The following is a 17,924-nucleotide window of genomic DNA, read 5'->3' as shown; positions in this document are numbered from 1 at the left end:
CCGCGACCGCGGCTACTACCGTCCGGCGGTCATTCAGGTGCAGGTGTTCGAAGAGACGACGTTGCCAATCAATAACGTCTATGCTTCGGGCGATGCGACTGTGCCAGGCGCAACGGTGACGCTGACGCCGAATGTGACCCTTGGCGGTCCATTCGGGCCTGATGCGACCGGCATCATCAGCTACACCGTCGCGCCGACAACGACGGCATACACGGTGGGGGTGACGCCGCCGGCAGGATACGTTGCGTCGCCGGGGAACACCGGCACAGCAACGTATCCTGCGCCGCTGACGAGCGGGCAAACCATTACACCGCTTCCGTTTGGCTACTATCGCAGCGGCGTCATCAGCGGCACGGTCTGGTTCGACACCAACAGCAATGGTCTGTTCGACAGCGGCGAGCCGACCATGGCAGGCGTGACCTTGACGCTCTTCCTCGATCCTGATACAACCGTCAATGGCAATGAAACGTCGATTGGCGCATTCACAACCGGCGACAATGGCATCTACCAGTTCGCCAACATCACGCCGACCGGCGTGTTGACGACTGGAACGCTCTATCGCGTCCAATTTGCGCTGCCTGCCGGCTACACCTTCACCACGCAGGGCGCACCCATCACGACGGACAACAATAGTGATGCGAACCCGGCAGATGGCTACACCGAACGTTTCAGCGTCGGATCGAACGACACAGTGACCTACGTCGATGCCGGTGCGGTCGGCAACCTGTCGCTGAGCGGCACAACGTGGGAAGACCTCGATGCCGACGGCGCATTCGATGTCGGCGAACCTGGTCTGGCGGGAGTTACGCTGACGCTGACCGTCACGACCTCGATTAACTCGACGAACCCTGCCGTAACATACACAGTAACGAGTGGTGCGGGTTCGCCGAACTTCACATTCAACCAGTTGCCCGCAGGCAACTACCAGCTCAGCGTCACCGGCAGACCGCTCGGCTACCTCCTCTCAACGACCGGAACCCTGAGCGGAACGCTGCCAGCGACTAATCAGAACTTTGGTCTGTACCGCACTGCGGCGGTTGGTGATCGGGTCTGGCTCGATGTGAACGGCAACGGCACATACGAAGCCGGGGTTGACGCCGGTCTGCCGGGAATTACCGTCCGGCTGCGCGACGCAACGACTGACACGGTTATCTCGACGACCACAACGCTGGCAAGTGGCGATGTCGGGCTCTACGGCTTTGAGAATATCACGCCGGGGTCATATGTAGTCGAGTTCGTTGCGCCGACCGGCTTTCAGACGGTCAACGACGGCGCGGGGTCGTTGAGCGTCGATAATGACAACGACGCGCAGAGCAACGGGCGCACGGCATCCTTCACCCTGGCGAGCAGCCAGATTTCCACGACCGTCGATGCCGGGTTGATCGGCAGCGGGTCGATCTCCGGCATTGCCTGGGTGGACGAGAACTTCAACGATGTGCGCGATCCTGGTGAGACGCAGCGCATTGCGGGGGTGACAGTCACGCTGACGCTGACGCCGACCAGCCTGGCGACGCCGCTGACGTTCAGCGCGGTCACGGCAGCAAACGGCAGCTACGCCTTCACCGGACTGCCGGAAGGGACGTTCGTGCTGACATTCACCAAACCGGCAGGGTACTTCGACATTGCCACGCGCGCCGGCAGCGACCCGGCGATCGACAGCGATGCACCGGTTGCAACCGGAACGTTGAACCCTGGTCAGTCGATCAGCACGCTGGATGCCGGGTACCGGACGCAAACCCGCGTCTTCCTGCCGCTGATCGCAGTGCCGGTGACGCTGCCGGACCTGGTGGTCGAGGAGTTCACGGTGACACCTGCCAAGACCAGTTACGCAGCGGGTGAGCCGGTGCTGATCACGGTGAAGGTGAAGAATGTCGGTGGCTCGCCAACGACAATCGGGTTCTGGGTGGACCTGTACATCAACCCGTCCACGCTGCCGACGGCGCCGAATATGCGCTGGAACGACGTCTGCGGCATCTCGCCGTGCTACGGCATCGCCTGGTACGTCAACGAGTCGCTGGCGCCGGGGCAGAGTATTACCCTGACATCAGCGCCCGGTCAATTCGCGGGACCGCAGTCAATCTGGCCTGGTTCATTCACCGCCGGCACGAACGTGCTGTACGTCTATGTCGATAGTTACAACCCGCCAGTGCCAACAGGCGCAGTTGTTGAGAGCAACGAGACCAACAACCGCGCCCAGATCACCGGGTTCATCGTCAGCGGCGCGTCCTTGAGCAACGACGCCACGCCAGGAGCGCCATCCGGCGTTCCCGGTGCGCCGATTGCACTGCCGCCGCGCCAATTGCCCGAACCTGTCGTTGACCGGTAGGGGCGACGCACCGCGTCGCCCCCGAGGACGCGCCGCGTCACTCATCGGTGCGGCGCGTTGCCATCGATGCACCAGAACCATGTTCATTGGGAGGAGAACCATGCGTCATCACCATCTGGCACCATCACTCCTGATCTGCGGCATCCTGTTGCTGATGTTTGGGGTCGGAACACTGCTGCCGGGCGCGGCGCTTGCACAGCAAGACTCCGTGCCCGCTCCTTCGCCGCGACCTCCAATCGAGTTCACCGAACAGAGCAGCGGCGGCAGAGGCGAATCGTCATCGCCGAATCGTTCGACGATCCCTGGCCACATTGGCGGCACCGTCATTGATGTCGTCAGTAACGCCCCGGTTCCCAGCATGCCCGTCCGAGTCGGCGATAATGTCGTTACAACCGATCAGAATGGCAACTACGGCGTCTGGGTATCGCCGGGAACCTATCTGGTCAATGTGGCGCCGGCGCCAGAGCAGGGCGCCGTCGTCGATGGACCGGCAACGGTTGTCGTTGAGCCGGAAACGTCGGTCATTCAGCACCTGCGGGTAGCATTGCCTGTGCCTGACGTTAAAGCGGCCGAACCAGCACCGGCGGTCGAGGAAGTTCCGGTCGAAGCGCCGCGTCGTCTGCCGCGCACCAATGATGTCGCCGATATGACCTGGTTGTGGGTGTCATTTGGTATACTGTTGATAGGCGCTGGTATCGTTTTGGGCATGCTGCCGGCCGGCAGGCGCGCCCTGGCGACGAGCGCAGCAGGTATCGCGCACCTGAGCAATCAGGCGCTGCTCCAGAAATTGTTGTCCGAACGACCGGCAACTCGTTCAGCGCAGGATGACGCACTGCTCAGGGAACTTCTCGAATCGCAGGAATGACGCCATCCTTTCAGACGACGCGCATCGGGCGGTTGCGCCGGGTTCATCGTCTGGTGCGCGCCAATCTGTACGATTTCCAGTTACTCCTCCGCGAGTCGTGGTTGGTTCTGGTTGCATTTGTTTTTCTCGCAGGCATTACCTCGACCTACCTTGCCTTTTTCTACCCTGAACCGGGCGGGTCCTCCCGCCCGCAAGGACTGCCCGAAGCGCTCTATGAGACGCTCACCTTGATGACGCTCCAGAGCGATCTGGATTTTCCGCGCGGCGATCTGATCGGTGAACTGATCTTCTTCCTCACGCCGCTGCTTGGTCTGGCGCTCATCTTCCAGAGCGTCCTGAACTTCGGGCGCCTGCTGCTCGACAAAGGGAGCCGCCGTGAAGCCTGGCAGGTGGCGCTGGCTTCAACATACCGCGACCATATCATCGTCTGCGGGTTGGGGCGTGTCGGGTTGCGCATTGTGACGCAGTTGCACGCCGCTGGCTATGAAACAGTCGTCGTCGAACGCGACTGGAACAGCGAATTCGTGTCGCGCGTGCTCAACCTTGGCGTCCCCGTTGTTTTAGGGGATGCGCGCGAAGCGACCATTCTGCGGCAGGCAGGAATTATGCAGGCGCGCGCAGTTGTTGCTGCGATCAACGACGACCTGTTGAATGTCGAAATTGCGCTGGGGGCGCGAGGGGTTCGTCCAGATGTGCGCGTGGTGCTGCGTGTGTTCAATGAAGAACTTGATCGCAACCTCGAACGCGCGCTTGGACCCAACAGCGCCTTCAGCGCCTCGGCGATCGCCGCGCCAACCTGCGCTGCGGCGGCAGTCAGCCGCGAGATAGACTACGCCCTGAAAGTCGGAGATATTCAATTGGGGGTTGCACAGATTGTGGTCCAGAAGGACAGCCAGATTTCCGGGTTTATCCGCGCGGTTGAGGAGATGACCCATGTGCGCGTCCTGGGTCATATCAGTCAGGAAGGACGGTATATGCACTATCAGGCGCTCAGTCATTTGAGCGCCGGTGACCGGATTACCGTCATCGGGACGCTCGAACGTATCGAAGATATGCGCCAGCGCAACATTCCGCTGAGCAAGCTGGCATTTCTCTCCCCCGAACGACCTGCGCGACCGACCGAGCGGTATAACACAGTCATTGTCTGCGGTCTGGGGAAGATCGGGTTTCGGGTCGTCAAACAATTGCACAGCCTGAATCAGCGCCCACGGATTGTCGTCGTGCGTCTGGGAAACGTCGATCGCCCGGAATTCGTGCAACATATCCAGCAACTCGACGGTGTGGTCGATATTATCGGCGACGCGCGCAGCCTCGAGGTCCTGTGCCGCGCCGGTCTCGACGAGGCGTACTCTGTCGCGGCGTTGACCTCCGATGACCTGCAGAATGTGCAGATTGCGCTGGCAGCGCGACGGTATCGCCCGGATGTGCATATCGTGCTGCGCACGTTCAGCGACGCGCTGGCGGATCGACTGGCGGAGATGTTTGGCATTCACACAACCTACAGCACCTCGGCGCTGGCAGGTCCGACGCTGGCGGCGGCGGCGCTGGCGGGCGATATCAGACAGGCGTTTTTTGTCGGTGGTCGCATTTTTGCAACCGATGAATTACATTTGTCGGCTGCACACCCCTTGAGCAACATGCGAGTCGATGATCTGCGGGAGCGCTACACCGCCCTTGTGCTCGAATTACGCCGCGGCAGTCACTCTATTTTGCTTCCCGATCTTGATCTGCGTCTTCAGGAAGGCGATCAGGCCACCCTGCTGGCGCCGATCGAAATGATTCAGCACTTCAGGTTAGAGGCGCAGTGGCGCTTGAAACGGTGAGGCTGGCAGATTAGGGGTTAGGGGTTGCCTGCCGCCTGCCGCCTTTCGACCTTCAAACTGAGACTTTCAAGCCTGATGATGCACCACAGAAGCACAGAGGCCGCCGAGAGGAACTTGTTTCCGCCTTCCACCGTCCCCCGTTCCACGTTCCACGTTCAACGCCCACTTTCACCTTCAACCTTCCCACCTTCAACCTTCTCGCCTCGCGCCCCTCGCCTCGCGCCTCGTGCCTCGTATCTTGTGTCTCGCGCCGCGCGCCTTCGACAACCCTTATTCCCGCCGCAGGCGCTGCATCATACGCGCATAGAAGGTGCTCTGCGGATAGACACGCGCGAAGGTGCAACAACGCTGGGAACGCCGGACAATGACGCGATCCCCTTCGTGCAGAGCGATATGATCGTGTCCGTCTGCGGAGAAGCCTGCCGGGTGACGGCTCTGGAGCGTCAGCGTGACCACGGCGTCCTCGTGCAACACCAGCGACGGAACATTCGTCAGGTGCGCAGCCACCGGCACCAGCACCAGGGCTGTCGAGCGCGGATCGATGATTGGACCGCCAGCCGCCAGCGCATATGCCGTCGACCCGGTGGCGCTGGCGACGATCACCCCGTCGGCGTGATAGGTCGTCAGGCGCGCATCATAGATCTCGACATCGACGAACACGGTGCGGTTGATGTCGCCACGCGCCACAATAATTTCATTGAGCGCCAGGATCGGCGAGACCGTAATGCCATCGGCGCGCTGCACCGTCGCCTCGACCAGCGCGCGTGAGTCGAGCCAGAAACGACCCGCCAGCATATCCTCGAGTCCCTGGTAAAGGGTGGATGGCTCCAGTTCCGCCATGAAATTGAGCCGCCCCAGCGCGACCGGCAGCACCGGGACATTGCTGGGAATGGCAAGGCGTGCGGCGCGTAGCACGGTGCCATCACCCCCCAACGCAAGCACCAGGTCAGTATGATCGACCGCGTGCTGCGCGCGCCCCTCGTGCGATACGCCGCGCCAGACCTGAATGGAACGCGCGGTGAGCCATTCGACGACTTCGCCGGAAATGTGCAGCGACTCTTCGGAATAAGGGTTGAAGATGATCGCAATACGCTTGATCGGTTTCACGCAGCATACTCCTGTGCCGCAGCAACAATCACATCCGCGACCTGAACAATACTGACAAGATGGGCAAATCGGGAAGCAGCCGGTCCAGTGACCAGCAGCGGTACAGGATTGCGCGTATGCGTCGGTGACGACAGGCTTTCGATGTTGCCATGGTCACTGGTGAGCACCAGTGTATCCCCCGGACGCATGGCTTCCAGCGCGCCCCTGATCATGCCATCAACTCGTTCCATCGCCATATGGATCTGTTCTCTCGTCGAGGGAGGCGGTCGATCCGGGGCGGCAAGGTGCGCCAGGCGTCCATGACCGGCGAGGTCGGTCAGAAACGTCTCAAAGAATACCAGATCATACCGGGCTGTCAGGCGCGCCAGACGCTCGCCGGCGGTATGTGCGGCAATCACAGGCACATCGCTGCCGTTGGCGGAACGAATCATCTCACCGGTGATATCCCATGTCAGCGCGCTGCCGGTGTGCACGTCGTAATCGCTGCGAAAACGCACTCCTGCGCCTTCGGCGGCGATGACGCTGGCCGAACGTCGAAGCCTGCGTGCTGCCAGCGCTTCCCAGTACCACACACCGAACGCATTGGCGAATGCCACGCGCCTGCCCGTCTCAGTGAGGCGGCGAAAGATGCTGCGCTCAACCAGCATCGTTCGCAACGCCACAGGTGGAAAGTGCGGCTGATGACGCCCGTGAAGCGCAGCAGCGTTGATGCCTGCCAGCAACGCCGTCTGGCCGGTGCCGCTCTGCGGCAGTCCTGCCACTCCCATGGTTGCGTCGAGCGGGTGCAAGAGCGCACGGGAAGAAGCGCCGACGCGCTCAATGGTTAGCGCGCCGTTGAGCAGGGCGTTGATCGTGGGTGTCGGCGCATCCGAAAGCGGATTGTCATGCCCGGATGGCGCCAGCCCGACGCCATCGATAAATAGAAATAGAACACTCACAACACAACGTCGAGGCAAGAGAATATTGGCGCAGGCAGTATAGAGCAACCTGATGCTCTGTGCAAACTTGACAGCCACGCTGCTGCCGTGTATACTTCGCTTCTCATAAATGAACAATCCGCACAGGCTCACCTCCCATACCTCAACCGGATCAGCCGGACATTCAGGAGCAGGCCAGAGCGGAGCCTTCGTAGGCGCCGTCCAGGACAACGCCAGCGTGTGGCAACATATGTCGCGTATTGTTTGCGACGATGTCTGTGTATGCCCGGAAGCGCCTTCCGCCCTGACGAAGGCAACGTTATTGGCGCCATTGTGCACAGGCGGGCAATGGCTGATTGACTATGGTCTGGAGGTCACTGCATGAGGGCAGTCCCCAACGATGCCGTCCAGGAAACAGAGGATTTCGATTGGACGCAGATGCTCGACGACTACGACTATGCGCGCCCGCAACGCGGCGAGGTGCGCGAGGGCGTGGTGATGAAGATCGAAGACAGTGGTATTCTGGTCTCGATTGGCACCAAGCGCGAAGGGATTATTCCAATCGCCGACGTGCGCGCGATCGGGGATGAGGTGTTGAACAACCTGAAAGTGGGCAATCCGATCCAGGTGTACGTTCAAGACCCGGAAAATCGCCAGGGCGATCTGGTATTGTCGCTGACGATGGTGCAGGTGGCGCGCGATTGGGAGGAGGCGGCTCGCCTGAGCGCTGAGGGCGGCATTGTGCAGGGCCAGGTCATTGGCTACAACAAGGGCGGCTTGCTGGTGCAGTTCAATCGCATTCGCGGGTTTGTGCCGGCGTCACAGGTTGCCCAACTCCACGGGCGCACCGCCGCCGAGGAACGGCAGCAGGCACTGCAGCGCATGGTTGGTCAGACCATCCCGCTGAAGGTGATCGAGGTGGATCGTGATCGCAATCGGCTGGTGCTGTCGGAGCGCAGCGCAACGCAGGAGTGGCGTAAGGCGCAGAAGCAGCGTCTGCTCACGGAACTTCAGCCGGGTGATGTTTTGACCGGGCGGGTCAATCAATTGACCAACTTCGGCGCGTTTATCGACCTGGGCGGCGCCGATGGCCTGGCGCATATCTCGGAATTGTCGTGGCAGCGCGTCAACCATCCCCGCGAGGTGCTGTCGCCAGGGCAGGAGGTGCAGGTTATGGTCGTGGAGATCGATGCCGAACGCGAACGCATCGGTCTCAGTCTGCGTCGTTTGCAACCCAATCCCTGGGATACGATTGACCAGCGCTACTCCCTTGGGCAACTGGTGAGCGGTCCGGTGACGAATGTTGCTCCATTTGGCGCATTTGTGCAGATTGAAGAGGCGGTCGAAGGGCTGATCCATGCCAGCGAACTCGATGCCGATCCACAGGCGCAGCCGCGTGATCTGCTCCAGCCCGGGCAGATTATTACTGCCCGGATTATCAGCCTCGATAAGCAGCGCCAGCGCATGGGTCTCAGCCTGCGCCGCACCGGCGCCGATGAAACGTCACCGGTGGAGACGCCGGTTGAGACGACGCCGTCGGAGGAGATGCCTGTCGAAGGGTAAAAAGGTGTAGGGGCCGTAGGGGCAGGTCTCAGGTAGGGACCATAGGGGGCAGGTCTCAGACCTGCGCCCTACGGCCGTGACGGTCACGTCCACCTACGCCGGCTTGACAGGATGCCCGCCAAAACCTTTGCGCAATGCGGCCAGCACTTTTGCGGCGAACGACTCTGGCTTTCGTGAGTGAAAACGCTCGAAGAGCGAAAGCGTGATCACCGGCGCGGGAACATCGAGTTCGATCGCGGTCTGGATGGTCCAGCGCCCTTCGCCGCTGTCTTCCACATATCCCTGGATGCTCTCGAGGTGCGGGTCCTGCCGAAACGCTTCCTCCGCCAGCTCCAGCAACCACGACCGCACAACGCTTCCATGGTTCCAAACGGCGGCGATCTTGTGGAGGTCGAGGTTGAATTCGGTCTTGGAACGCATGATTTCGAATCCCTCGGCGTAAGCCTGCATCATGCCGTACTCGACGCCGTTGTGCACCATTTTGACAAAATGGCCGCTGCCGACCGGTCCACAGTGGAGGTACCCGTCTTCCGGCGCCAGGGTGCGGAATGCCGGTTCGAGCCGGGCAACGACATCGGCATCGCCGCCGACCATCAGGCAGTAGCCGAGTTCCAATCCCCAGATGCCGCCCGACGTTCCCTGATCGACATAATGGATGCCGCGCGCTGCGAGTTCCCTGGCGCGACGCAGATCGTCTTTGTACATGGTATTGCCGGCGTCCACGATCGTATCGCCTGGCGCCATGAGGTTCACCAGTGCAGTAATCGCGCGTTCCGTCACCTCGCCGGCCGGCAGCATAACCCACACTGCACGCGGCGGCGCAAGCGCAGCGATCAGTTCTTCCATGGTGTATGCCGGGGTCGCCCCGGCAGCCGCGAGATCGTCGATTGGTTCGCGGCTGCGGTTGTGAACCACAACGCGATGACCGCCGCGCAACCACCGGCGTGCCATATTTGCACCCATGCGCCCAAGACCGGTGATACCGATATCCATGCTCGTTCTCCCCAGGATTTGTCGAAACCATCGAAAGCCATCCATCATACGCGACCGCAGGCGACGTGGTAAGAAGGCCGCTGACCTCTCGCCTCTGACCTCTCGCCGCTGACCTGTCCATCATACGCGACCGCAGGCGACGTGGTAAGAAGGCCGCTGACCTGTCCATCATACGCGACCGCAGGCGACGTGGTAAGAAGGCCGCTGACCTCTCGCCTCTGACCTCTCGCCTCTGACCTGTCCATCATACGCGACCGCAGGCGACGTGGCAAGAAGGGACGCGGGTATGGTATAGTACCTGCGTATCATCACATCGCAGAAAGGGTTATTGGGTTGACGACTGCGATCCCCGATCCGTATGCCGACCTGGTCGAGCGAATGGCGGCTGCCGATGCCGATCTGCGCGCAGCATTGCGGGGGCATGGTCTGGCGTGGGAGGAATATCCCGATCTCACGGATGCTGCCCGTGAGCGTGGTATGGCAGCAGCGCTCGCCTACCCAATGCAGGGGGTGTTGAAGTACCACGGCTTGAGCGATTGGGAACGTCGTATTGCCTTTCTGCCCAGTGTGTCGCTGTGTAACGACGCCGGGCATACGCTGACGCTGGTCGAGTTCGATCCCAACCTGACGGCTGATTGTGCAACGATCAACGGTCAGCCTGTCCATGGGCGTGAACTCGAGCGGGTGTGCCAGAGCCTCGACGCAATCCGCGCCGCCTCCGGCGCGACCGTGCGTGCCCGTGTCACGTCGCGTAATGTCACACGCGGGACACGCATGGGGAAGGGGCTTGGATCGAGTGCTGCGGCATCCGCAGCGCTGGCGCTGGCGGCGATTGCGGCGCTGTACGGCGCTGAAGCGGCTGCCAATCGGCGCCTGGTCAGTTGCATGGCGCGCTTGCTCGCGGGTTCCGGGTGCCGCAGCGCAGCCGGCGGGTGTTCCATCTGGTTCTCGTACCCCGGAATTGCGCACGAAGACAGCTTTGCCGTCCGTCTCGACGATGCCGGTCAGCTTGATGATGTTCGCCTGATCACCGTGCCGATCGACTCGCGTATCGGGTTGAAGACCGAACAGGCGCACCTGGACGCACCTGGAAGCGCGCTGTTTCGCTGCTGGATGTTGAGTCGCCGCGACGAAGCGCTGGCGTGTATCGCCGCCGCGCGCGCCGGAGACTGGCGCACGTTGGGACAATGGGCGGAGCTGGATAGTATGCGGTTGCACGGCGTCACCATGTCGGGAAGCCTCGAAAACAAATTGATTGGGTGGGAACCGGAGAATATTGCGCTGTTTCGTATGTGTAACGACCTGCGCTCATCGGGTGTGCCCGTCTACTGCTCGACTGACACCGGTCCCACAGCGGTGTTCATCACACACCGCGACTACGAAGATGCTGTGGTTGCCGCGATTGAAGGGCTTGGTCTCGATCTGGAGGCGGTTCGCGGTCGCATCGCCGGACCGGCGCGCCTCGTCGATGTCGCCTGGGCGCAAGGGGAGTTGAACGTGGGTGGGATGAAGAACGTCCCCGACCCTTGAGGTCACTGCCGAAGATCGCTGTCTGACGTAGAACCTTGCGAGCGGAACGCTTCTTGCGTTCTGCTGGAGCGTATCCTGACCTCAAGGGTCTTGAGGGAAGGTGAAGGGTTGGTGTCGCGGACCGCAGTCCGCCTGGTGGCGGCTGAAGCTGCGGGCTACGGTTGCCAGGCCCGCCTGCGCGGGCTGCACCGGGTGATACCGGATTATGTTCTCAGAAACCATTATTGTCCAAATGACCGCGCATTAGTATCAGTTCTTGATTCTCAGTTCCTGGTTCTCATGGAGCGGTCTGTTATGTTCATGCGTCTTCTGCTCATCGTCATGGTCTGCGTGGGAGCGTCGCTGCCACAGGGTGCATACGCACAACGCGGGGAGCGGTGCTTCGCCGAAACCGGCTACTGCATCAGCGGGCGCATCCGCGAGTTCTGGGAGCAGAACGGCGGTCTGCCCGTGTTTGGCTACCCGATCACGCCATTGCAGACAGAAACGATTGAAGGTCGAACATTGCAGGTGCAGTGGTTCGAACGCGCCCGCCTCGAACTGCACCCGGCGAACCGGCGCCCCTACGATGTGCAACTGGGACGCCTCGGCGCCGAACTGCTGGCGCGCGGCGATCACGGCGGAACGCCGGTGAATGTCACCACTGCGGGTGAGTGTCGCCTGTTTCCGCAGACCGGCATCGGCGCCTGTGGCCCGATCCTGGCGGCATGGCGTTCCGCCGGCTTGCAACTCGACGGAAAGCCAGGAGTGAGTGAGGCGGAAAGCCTGGCGCTCTTCGGCGTTCCGTTGACTGAAGCGCGGTTGGAAATGCTTGCCGACGGCAAAACCTATGTGGTGCAATGGTTCGAGCGAGGACGCTTCGAGGTCCATCCAGAGAATCCGCCGCCTGCGAATATTCTGCTCGGTTTGCTCGGTCGCGAGTACGGCCCAACGGCGCGTGCGCCGGAAGTGGCGCGTACAGAGCAGACCACGGGCGCAGTTCCTGTGCGCATTGTTGCGCGCGAGGCCGGTATGGATGCGCGCATCGTCTCCGTGGGTCTGGATGCACAGGGAATGCCGGTCGTTCCAGACCACGATGTCGGCTGGTACAACCGCAGTGCATTGCCCGGTCAGGGTGAGAATGTGGTGCTGTGGGGGCATGTGCTGCGTTTCAGCCATGCACCACGCATTCCTGCACCGTTTGCGCGTCTGAAGGAATTGCGCCCGGGCGCGCGTATAACCGTGTACGACTCGAATGGGAGCGCCTTCGACTATGTGGTGACGCGCCAGGTGTGGGTGCGCCCGAATGAGGTGGAATGGATGCTGCCGCAGGGGCGTGAACGCCTGACCCTCATTTCGTGCGTCGGCGACAAGGTGATTGTTGGTCGTGAAGTGGTGGATATGAGCCACCGCCTGATCACGATCGCCGAACCAGCACGCTAATGCGCAATCAGATTGTGACCCGGCATCCGCAGTGCAGCTCAGCGGTATAGGTCCATGGATGTGTGATAGGGGGATGTCCATGGCTGAAGTGCTGCACCCAGCGTTCGCACGGTTCGACGATCAGCACATCTTTGACGCCCTGCGATAAATACCAGGGCGAATTGATGCTCAGGTCTTTTTCTGAGAAGCCCGGGCTGACAATCTCGATAACGGCTTCGGGAACGCATTCCCACGACTCGTCGATGTCAGGCGGCTCGACGCAGAAAATGGCAATGTCGGGGCGCCGGTACGATCCATCGGGAAAGATTAGCGATACATCCGACAAATGGTAGCAGCCACATCCATCTGATGCGCCTGATACCGGCGTAATGCTTGCACGAATGCGATCTATTACTTTCTGATGACGTATACTGGGCAGCAAACGCCAGGTTGGCACGCCGCCGGTGATTTCCAGTTTGATGCGCTGCTCGCGCACCAGCATTTCGAGGAAACACCCAATATCGATTGCTGAGGGGACATCGGTCATGGCGGCGCTCTCCCATCTGCTGAAAATTCCTCGATCCACGTTCCCTCAAACGTTGGGGCCAGTCTGAGATCTGCCCGTCACGGCGATCAGGGCATTCCTTACGCCAGCGCTCAATCACCTGTTCGTTCCATAGCATTGCCATTCTCCAGCGCCGTCTGTATGAGCGTTTGTGCAATCGGCAGCGGCTCTGCCTCGCTGCGATTTGCCAGGACAATCGCCGTACACCGGCGCTCCAGGAGACGTATGATCGCGGTGCGGAAACCAATGGTTTCACCGGTGTGATAGGCGGCGCGTTGCCCGGCAATGCGGGTCAGGAACCAGCCGTAGCCATACGAGTCGCCGGACGGTGTGGCGACGTGGGGGGTGAACAACGCCGCACGCCACGGCTCTGAAAGGAGCGCGTCACTGGCAAGCGCCGCGTCCCAGCGCTCGAGATCGATCGTCGAACTGTAGACGCCTCCATCTCCCAGGGTGGCGCTTGTCAGACTCTGGTCGGTGCGAACGAAAGTTCCGTCGCGGAACGAGTAGCCGAAGGCACGGCGTGGAATTGCGTTGCCGTCGCCTTCATAGGCCATCGTGAAGTGCATGCCGGCTGGCAGAAACACCTGCTCGCGCAGAAATGCCGCAAACGGTTGAGCAGCAACCTGCTCGACAATCAGCGCCAGCAGGCAGTAGCCGGTGTTGCTGTAGCGAAACGCCGCGCCCGCTGCGGCATAGCCTGTATCGACGCGCCGCACCAGGGCGAGCACGTCGTGATCATGCAGTTGCGTGGCGGTATCGGGAGGGATCAGGTCTTCATAATCCGGCAGTCCCGACGTATGGGTCAGCAAGTGGTGAACGGTGATCTGTCGCCAGAACGCCGGAGTTGACTCGAAAAAGCGCGCGATCGTGTCGCCGAAGGAAAGCGCACCCTGCGCTGCCAGCCGCACCACGGCAGCGGCGGTGAACTGTTTGGTCAATGATGCCAGGCGGAAATTGGTGGCAATGGTGATCGCCGTGTTGCGTTCCAGGTCCGCTTTGCCGATCGCTCTGGCATACTGCGCATTCCCATCGACGATCAGTAGTACGCTGATGCCCGGCACATGACCATCGAACGGGTGCAGCAGGTTGTCGACCGGATGTGTATCTGGTATCATCATAACGCTCCAGGTTTAGAGAGACTCGGTAGTGTGCCGATGCAGCGTCTTACCCGCGATTTCATGATACCGCTTCACACTATTCCCCGCCAGTGGCGATTACGCCGTCCTTCGCTCCAGGTGATGCGGTGGGCGCTGCTGCTTGTGAGCATCACACTCGCGCTGCTGATCTGGCGGATCGGAGCGCCCCCGGTTGCCGCCATCCTGATCGGTGGAGGCGGGGTGCTGGCTGGCGTGGCGAGCGTGTGGTGGCAATGGGCCACGCGCCAGATTCCTCCCGAACGCCCGACGCTCTTTATCGTGCGCCACCGACAGGTGCGCGCTGTACGTCTCATGCGTTCCGTCGAAGCCGATCTGTCTCGCAACATCGAGGTGGTCGATACGCTTGTCCGCCAGGTGGACGATTTGAACGGATCATGAGGTTCGGGATGAGAGGTTCGGGATGAGAGGTTTGGGGTAAGAGGTTCGGGGTGAGAGGGCAGACGCGTATGGCGCGTCGATCTGCTCAGAGCGCGTCAATACACGCCGTTCAGCGCTACTACGAACGGAACACCCTCCTGTTTCGCGCATTGGGGATGGGGAAGCGGCTGTATGCCGTGCATCGCGCCATCTGGGACGAAACGGCGACGACATTCGATGCCGCGCTCCAGCGGGTCAATGCACTGGCGCTGGCGGAGATCCGGTTGTTCCTGGCAGAACAGCGCGTTGCGCCATTGTACCTGCTCGATCTGGGATGCGGGTTAGGCGGGACGCTGGCGTACTGCGCGCGCGCGCTGCCGGAGGCGCGGCTGGCAGGTGTGACCCTGAGCGCGACGCAGGCGCGGATTGCGCGGCGGATCCTGCCGCGCGCGCGCGCAGTGGTGGTCGAGGGCGATTTCCATACCCTCCCGTTTGCGGCGCACTTCCACGTTGCGCTGGCAATCGAAGCCTTCGCTCACTCCCATGATCTCCATCGCGCCTTTGAACAGGCGTCTGCAGCATTGCTTCCCGGAGGGCGCCTGATCGTCTGTGACGATGTAGTGGTGCGCGCGCCCTCGAATGTCGCCGAAGAGCGCTGGCTGGCGGCGTTCCGCGAGGGATGGTGCGTCCCCGGCGTGCAATTGCTCGATGAGACGATTGCTGCCGCGCGCCGCGCCGGACTCGCTCTCCGTCGAACCAGCGACCTGACTGGCGCACTGCGGTTGCATCGCCTTCCGCCGTTCCTGGCAGGCGCGGCGCGCGATGCCCTGCGCCTGGCGGGACGGGCGCATCCCTTCCTCCACAGCCTCTCCGGCAGCCTGGCGCTCCAGGAGTGCCTGGCGCGCGGGGTTGTTGCGTATCACCTGATGGTCTTCGAGAAACCAATACGATAAGTCATCGACCGTGCTATTATGTGTCAATTGCTGCTGCCGTTTGTTGCACGCTGACTGCATAGGGAGGAATGTATGAACATCATATGGGCTCTCTTGTCCGTAACCTTTGGAGCGTATTTTCTGTATCTGGGAGTCCAGGGGTTTCGGCGAGGAACCATCACCTACAGATGGCATACATACACCGGTTGCCTGGCGCACGTGGTTTCCGGGTCCTGCCTGCTCATCGGGTTGGGCGGTCTGATCATTGCGTTGAACTTCTTGCAGTCATAAGTTTTCAGGGCGCTCTTGTCGCGCCGCAGCGTCTGGCGAATCATCGATGTGCTCCATCTCAGCGGCGCCGTTGCCTTTGACGCGCACCAACGGCGTTACCCCGTCCATCTGGTTGACAAACGCTTCCAGGTCATCCGCCTCAGCAAGACGGTCACGGATCGCCTGCAACTTGGCGATGCCCTGCCGCCGCGTCGCTTCAGCATCCACAATCGGCGCTGGGTAATCGACGCCGATGCGCACGCCGTACATCTGCTGCTCCATTTCGGTCAGCGTCCACGGCTGAAAGACGAGCGGCGCCGGCAGCGGACGCAGTTCCGGGACGTAGCGATGAATGAACACGGCGGCATCAGGGTCGTTGTCGACGCACTGTTTCGTCGGGTTGTAGCAACGGATGAAGCCACTCTTCGGCTGGGTGATGGCCGCCTGCATCTGCCACTGCCAGTGATCGACGCAGGCGTCGCCGTCCAGCAGGTGCTGCATGAACCACTCCGCGCCGTGCTGCCACGCCTGAAAGAGATTGATGGTCAGGAAGGTGGCGAGCATGGCGCGCATGCGAAAGTTGAGCAGCCCTGTCTGCCGGAGTGCGCGCATGGATGCATCGACCAGCGGGTAACCGGTCTCGCCGCGCCGCCATGCGTCGAGTAGCGCCGTGTCGCCATCCTCTTGCCGGCGCATCTCGTCGAAGGGCGCGTAGAGATTAACGAACTCCGCCTGTGGGTAAAGGGCGAACTTCTGAATGAAATGATCGCGCCAGCGCAAGCGGCTGGCCCATGCTTCCAGGCTCTTGCGACCCGCCGGGCTGGCCGTGAACCATCGCCGGCGCGCAGCCTGGATTGCCTCGCGCTGGCTGAGGCAGCCGAACTTGAGATAGGGCGACAGACGGCTGGTACCTTCGTCCTCTGCCAGTGACGGGCTGGAGAGGCAACGCCGATAGGATTCGATGCGATGGCTCAGGAAGTCCTCCAACCGGCGGCGTGCTGCCGTCTCACCGCCGGGTAGCGTCGTCTGCGCCGGGGGTAGCCCCAATTCCGCCAGCGAGGGAATATGGTCAATGCAGGGAATGCTGTCGGGGAGACTCACAGGCGGCGCAGGAATGTGATCGGGTGCGGGGAAGAGCGCCTCCTTGCTATGCGCCGTCCATGCCTCCTGCCACGCCTCCCGGTCATAGTCGCCTTCGGTCTGCACGTAGTAGTTGAGGAACCAACGCAATTGCCACCCTTCAGCAGCAGCGATCTGCGCCAGGGTGCGGTCGCGCACCTGCCCACTCCAGCGTTCGATGTCTGCCGACGCATAGACGGCGTCGGCAGCGACAGCGCGAACAAAGCGCGGCAACACCTCTTCGGCGCGCCCCAGCAGCAGCGTCAACCGGGAACCGCGGCAGCGCAGGCTGGCATCGAGGTCAGCCAGGCATTTGAGCAGGAACTGAACGCGCATGCTGCCAGTCTCACGGTGCGCCAGATAGGCAGGATCGAGAATGAAGAGCGGAACGACTTGCTCAGCATTGCAACAGGCGTTCCAGAGCGCCGCGTGGTCGTGCACGCGCAGGTCGCGGCGAAACCAGACGATGCAGGCAGACATGTTGAGGTCAGTGCTCCGGTTGCCATTGTTCACCAACGGTGCGAGCGAGTGCATCGCAAATAACTGCGTCATCGAGCCGGAAACCAGCGCTGCGCAGAGCGCGTAACACCTGTGTAGCAGACTTGATCAGGCCATGTTGTTTAGCCAGAATGACAATGGCGAGAGTTCCTTTCATCCGGACCGAGAAACTCCGGGCGCAGCGCCGTGCCATACTGTCGTCCAGAACCGCTACCCATCCGGCATGAGCCATTGCATACGCCAGCACTGCCGTCTCGCCTGCGCCTAAATCCCATGCAAGCAATGCTGGGGGAGGGGCAGTCGTTGCGACGATGGGAAACAGACCGCTTTCGACAGCACGGCGAGCGGGATCGCCCTTAGAGCCTGTTATGTACTTTCGAGCATAACGGTAATGAACCGCTTCAGCATGAGCATCGCAAAGGCCAGAACATGCAATCCCGCCAAGGTCTCCGGCAACCGCTCATTATCGCGTGCCAGCCGGCGAAAGCGCGCCATCCA

Annotated in this window: 15 protein-coding genes; 8 read left to right on the top strand and 7 right to left on the bottom strand. The window is 61.5% G+C overall.

All coding sequences use genetic code 11. From position 1 onward, the window contains the following. The 3 genes from AC3EA7_RS03635 to AC3EA7_RS03625 all read left to right on the top strand — a co-directional run. Nucleotides 1-2,326 (top strand): SdrD B-like domain-containing protein (locus AC3EA7_RS03635; protein ID WP_488612668.1); only part of this gene is annotated, 2,326 nt, incomplete at its 5' end. A gap of 100 nt (nt 2,327-2,426) precedes the next feature. After that, nucleotides 2,427-3,191 carry a carboxypeptidase regulatory-like domain-containing protein gene (locus tag AC3EA7_RS03630; protein WP_488612667.1) on the top strand — a complete coding sequence of 255 codons (765 nt, stop codon included), beginning with the start codon at nt 2,427-2,429 and terminating at the stop codon, nt 3,189-3,191. Further along, entirely contained in the window at nt 3,188-5,014 is a 1,827-nt protein-coding gene (locus AC3EA7_RS03625; protein WP_488612666.1) for a potassium channel family protein, read from the top strand. Before AC3EA7_RS03630 ends, AC3EA7_RS03625 begins: the two co-directional genes overlap by 4 nt. Nucleotides 5,015-5,284: 270 nt before the next feature. On the opposite strand, the gene AC3EA7_RS03620 is transcribed toward AC3EA7_RS03625, so the two are convergent. Continuing rightward, complete coding sequence (locus tag AC3EA7_RS03620) at nt 5,285-6,121, bottom strand: NAD(+)/NADH kinase (RefSeq protein WP_488612665.1); 837 nt, start codon at nt 6,119-6,121, stop codon at nt 5,285-5,287. Beyond that, nucleotides 6,118-7,059, bottom strand: a complete 942-nt coding sequence (locus tag AC3EA7_RS03615) for a metalloenzyme (protein WP_488612664.1) — start codon at nt 7,057-7,059, stop codon at nt 6,118-6,120. The genes AC3EA7_RS03620 and AC3EA7_RS03615 overlap by 4 nt, the downstream gene beginning before the upstream one ends. Nucleotides 7,060-7,419: 360 nt before the next feature. Here AC3EA7_RS03615 and AC3EA7_RS03610 point away from each other — a divergent pair, with 360 nt between their 5' ends. Further along, entirely contained in the window at nt 7,420-8,601 is a 1,182-nt protein-coding gene (locus AC3EA7_RS03610) for a 30S ribosomal protein S1 (RefSeq protein WP_488612663.1), read from the top strand. A 93-nt stretch (nt 8,602-8,694) separates the two neighbouring features. On the opposite strand, the gene gnd is transcribed toward AC3EA7_RS03610, so the two are convergent. Continuing rightward, the gene (gene gnd, locus AC3EA7_RS03605; protein WP_488612662.1) at nt 8,695-9,594 is read right to left on the bottom strand and encodes a phosphogluconate dehydrogenase (NAD(+)-dependent, decarboxylating); all 900 of its coding nucleotides are present in this window, start codon (nt 9,592-9,594) and stop codon (nt 8,695-8,697) included. Nucleotides 9,595-9,927: 333 nt separating this feature from the next. Here gnd and AC3EA7_RS03600 point away from each other — a divergent pair, with 333 nt between their 5' ends. Beyond that, nucleotides 9,928-11,124, top strand: a complete 1,197-nt coding sequence (locus tag AC3EA7_RS03600) for a diphosphomevalonate decarboxylase (protein ID WP_488612661.1) — start codon at nt 9,928-9,930, stop codon at nt 11,122-11,124. A gap of 294 nt (nt 11,125-11,418) precedes the next feature. Further along, nucleotides 11,419-12,546, top strand: coding sequence for a class F sortase (locus AC3EA7_RS03595; protein ID WP_488612660.1), 1,128 nt, complete (start codon nt 11,419-11,421; stop codon nt 12,544-12,546). Between the two features lie 7 nt (nt 12,547-12,553). Here the strand turns inward: AC3EA7_RS03595 and AC3EA7_RS03590 are convergent, their stop codons facing one another. Together AC3EA7_RS03590 and AC3EA7_RS03585 are read right to left on the bottom strand one after the other, a co-directional pair. Beyond that, on the bottom strand, nt 12,554-13,072 hold the full coding sequence (locus AC3EA7_RS03590; protein WP_488612659.1) for a Uma2 family endonuclease: 519 nt from the start codon (nt 13,070-13,072) through the stop codon (nt 12,554-12,556). 110 nt (nt 13,073-13,182) lie between these two features. Beyond that, complete coding sequence (locus tag AC3EA7_RS03585; RefSeq protein ID WP_488612658.1) at nt 13,183-14,211, bottom strand: serine hydrolase domain-containing protein; 1,029 nt, start codon at nt 14,209-14,211, stop codon at nt 13,183-13,185. A gap of 36 nt (nt 14,212-14,247) precedes the next feature. Between AC3EA7_RS03585 and AC3EA7_RS03580 the strand changes: the two genes are divergently transcribed. Continuing rightward, nucleotides 14,248-14,628 carry a hypothetical protein gene (locus AC3EA7_RS03580; RefSeq protein ID WP_488612657.1) on the top strand — a complete coding sequence of 127 codons (381 nt, stop codon included), beginning with the start codon at nt 14,248-14,250 and terminating at the stop codon, nt 14,626-14,628. A gap of 68 nt (nt 14,629-14,696) precedes the next feature. After that, nucleotides 14,697-15,560 (top strand): class I SAM-dependent methyltransferase, encoded by an 864-nt coding sequence (locus AC3EA7_RS03575; protein ID WP_488612656.1) that lies wholly within the window; start codon nt 14,697-14,699, stop codon nt 15,558-15,560. A gap of 264 nt (nt 15,561-15,824) precedes the next feature. Here the strand turns inward: AC3EA7_RS03575 and AC3EA7_RS03570 are convergent, their stop codons facing one another. Both AC3EA7_RS03570 and AC3EA7_RS03565 read right to left on the bottom strand, forming a co-directional pair. After that, entirely contained in the window at nt 15,825-17,408 is a 1,584-nt protein-coding gene (locus tag AC3EA7_RS03570; protein WP_488612655.1) for a cryptochrome/photolyase family protein, read from the bottom strand. A 7-nt stretch (nt 17,409-17,415) separates the two neighbouring features. Beyond that, nucleotides 17,416-17,796, bottom strand: a complete 381-nt coding sequence (locus tag AC3EA7_RS03565; RefSeq protein WP_488612669.1) for a PIN domain-containing protein — start codon at nt 17,794-17,796, stop codon at nt 17,416-17,418. Nucleotides 17,797-17,924: the final 128 nt, after the last annotated feature.

It is taken from the genome of Roseiflexus sp., from assembly GCF_057785375.1.
This window is presented reverse-complemented; position numbering and strand designations above follow the sequence as displayed.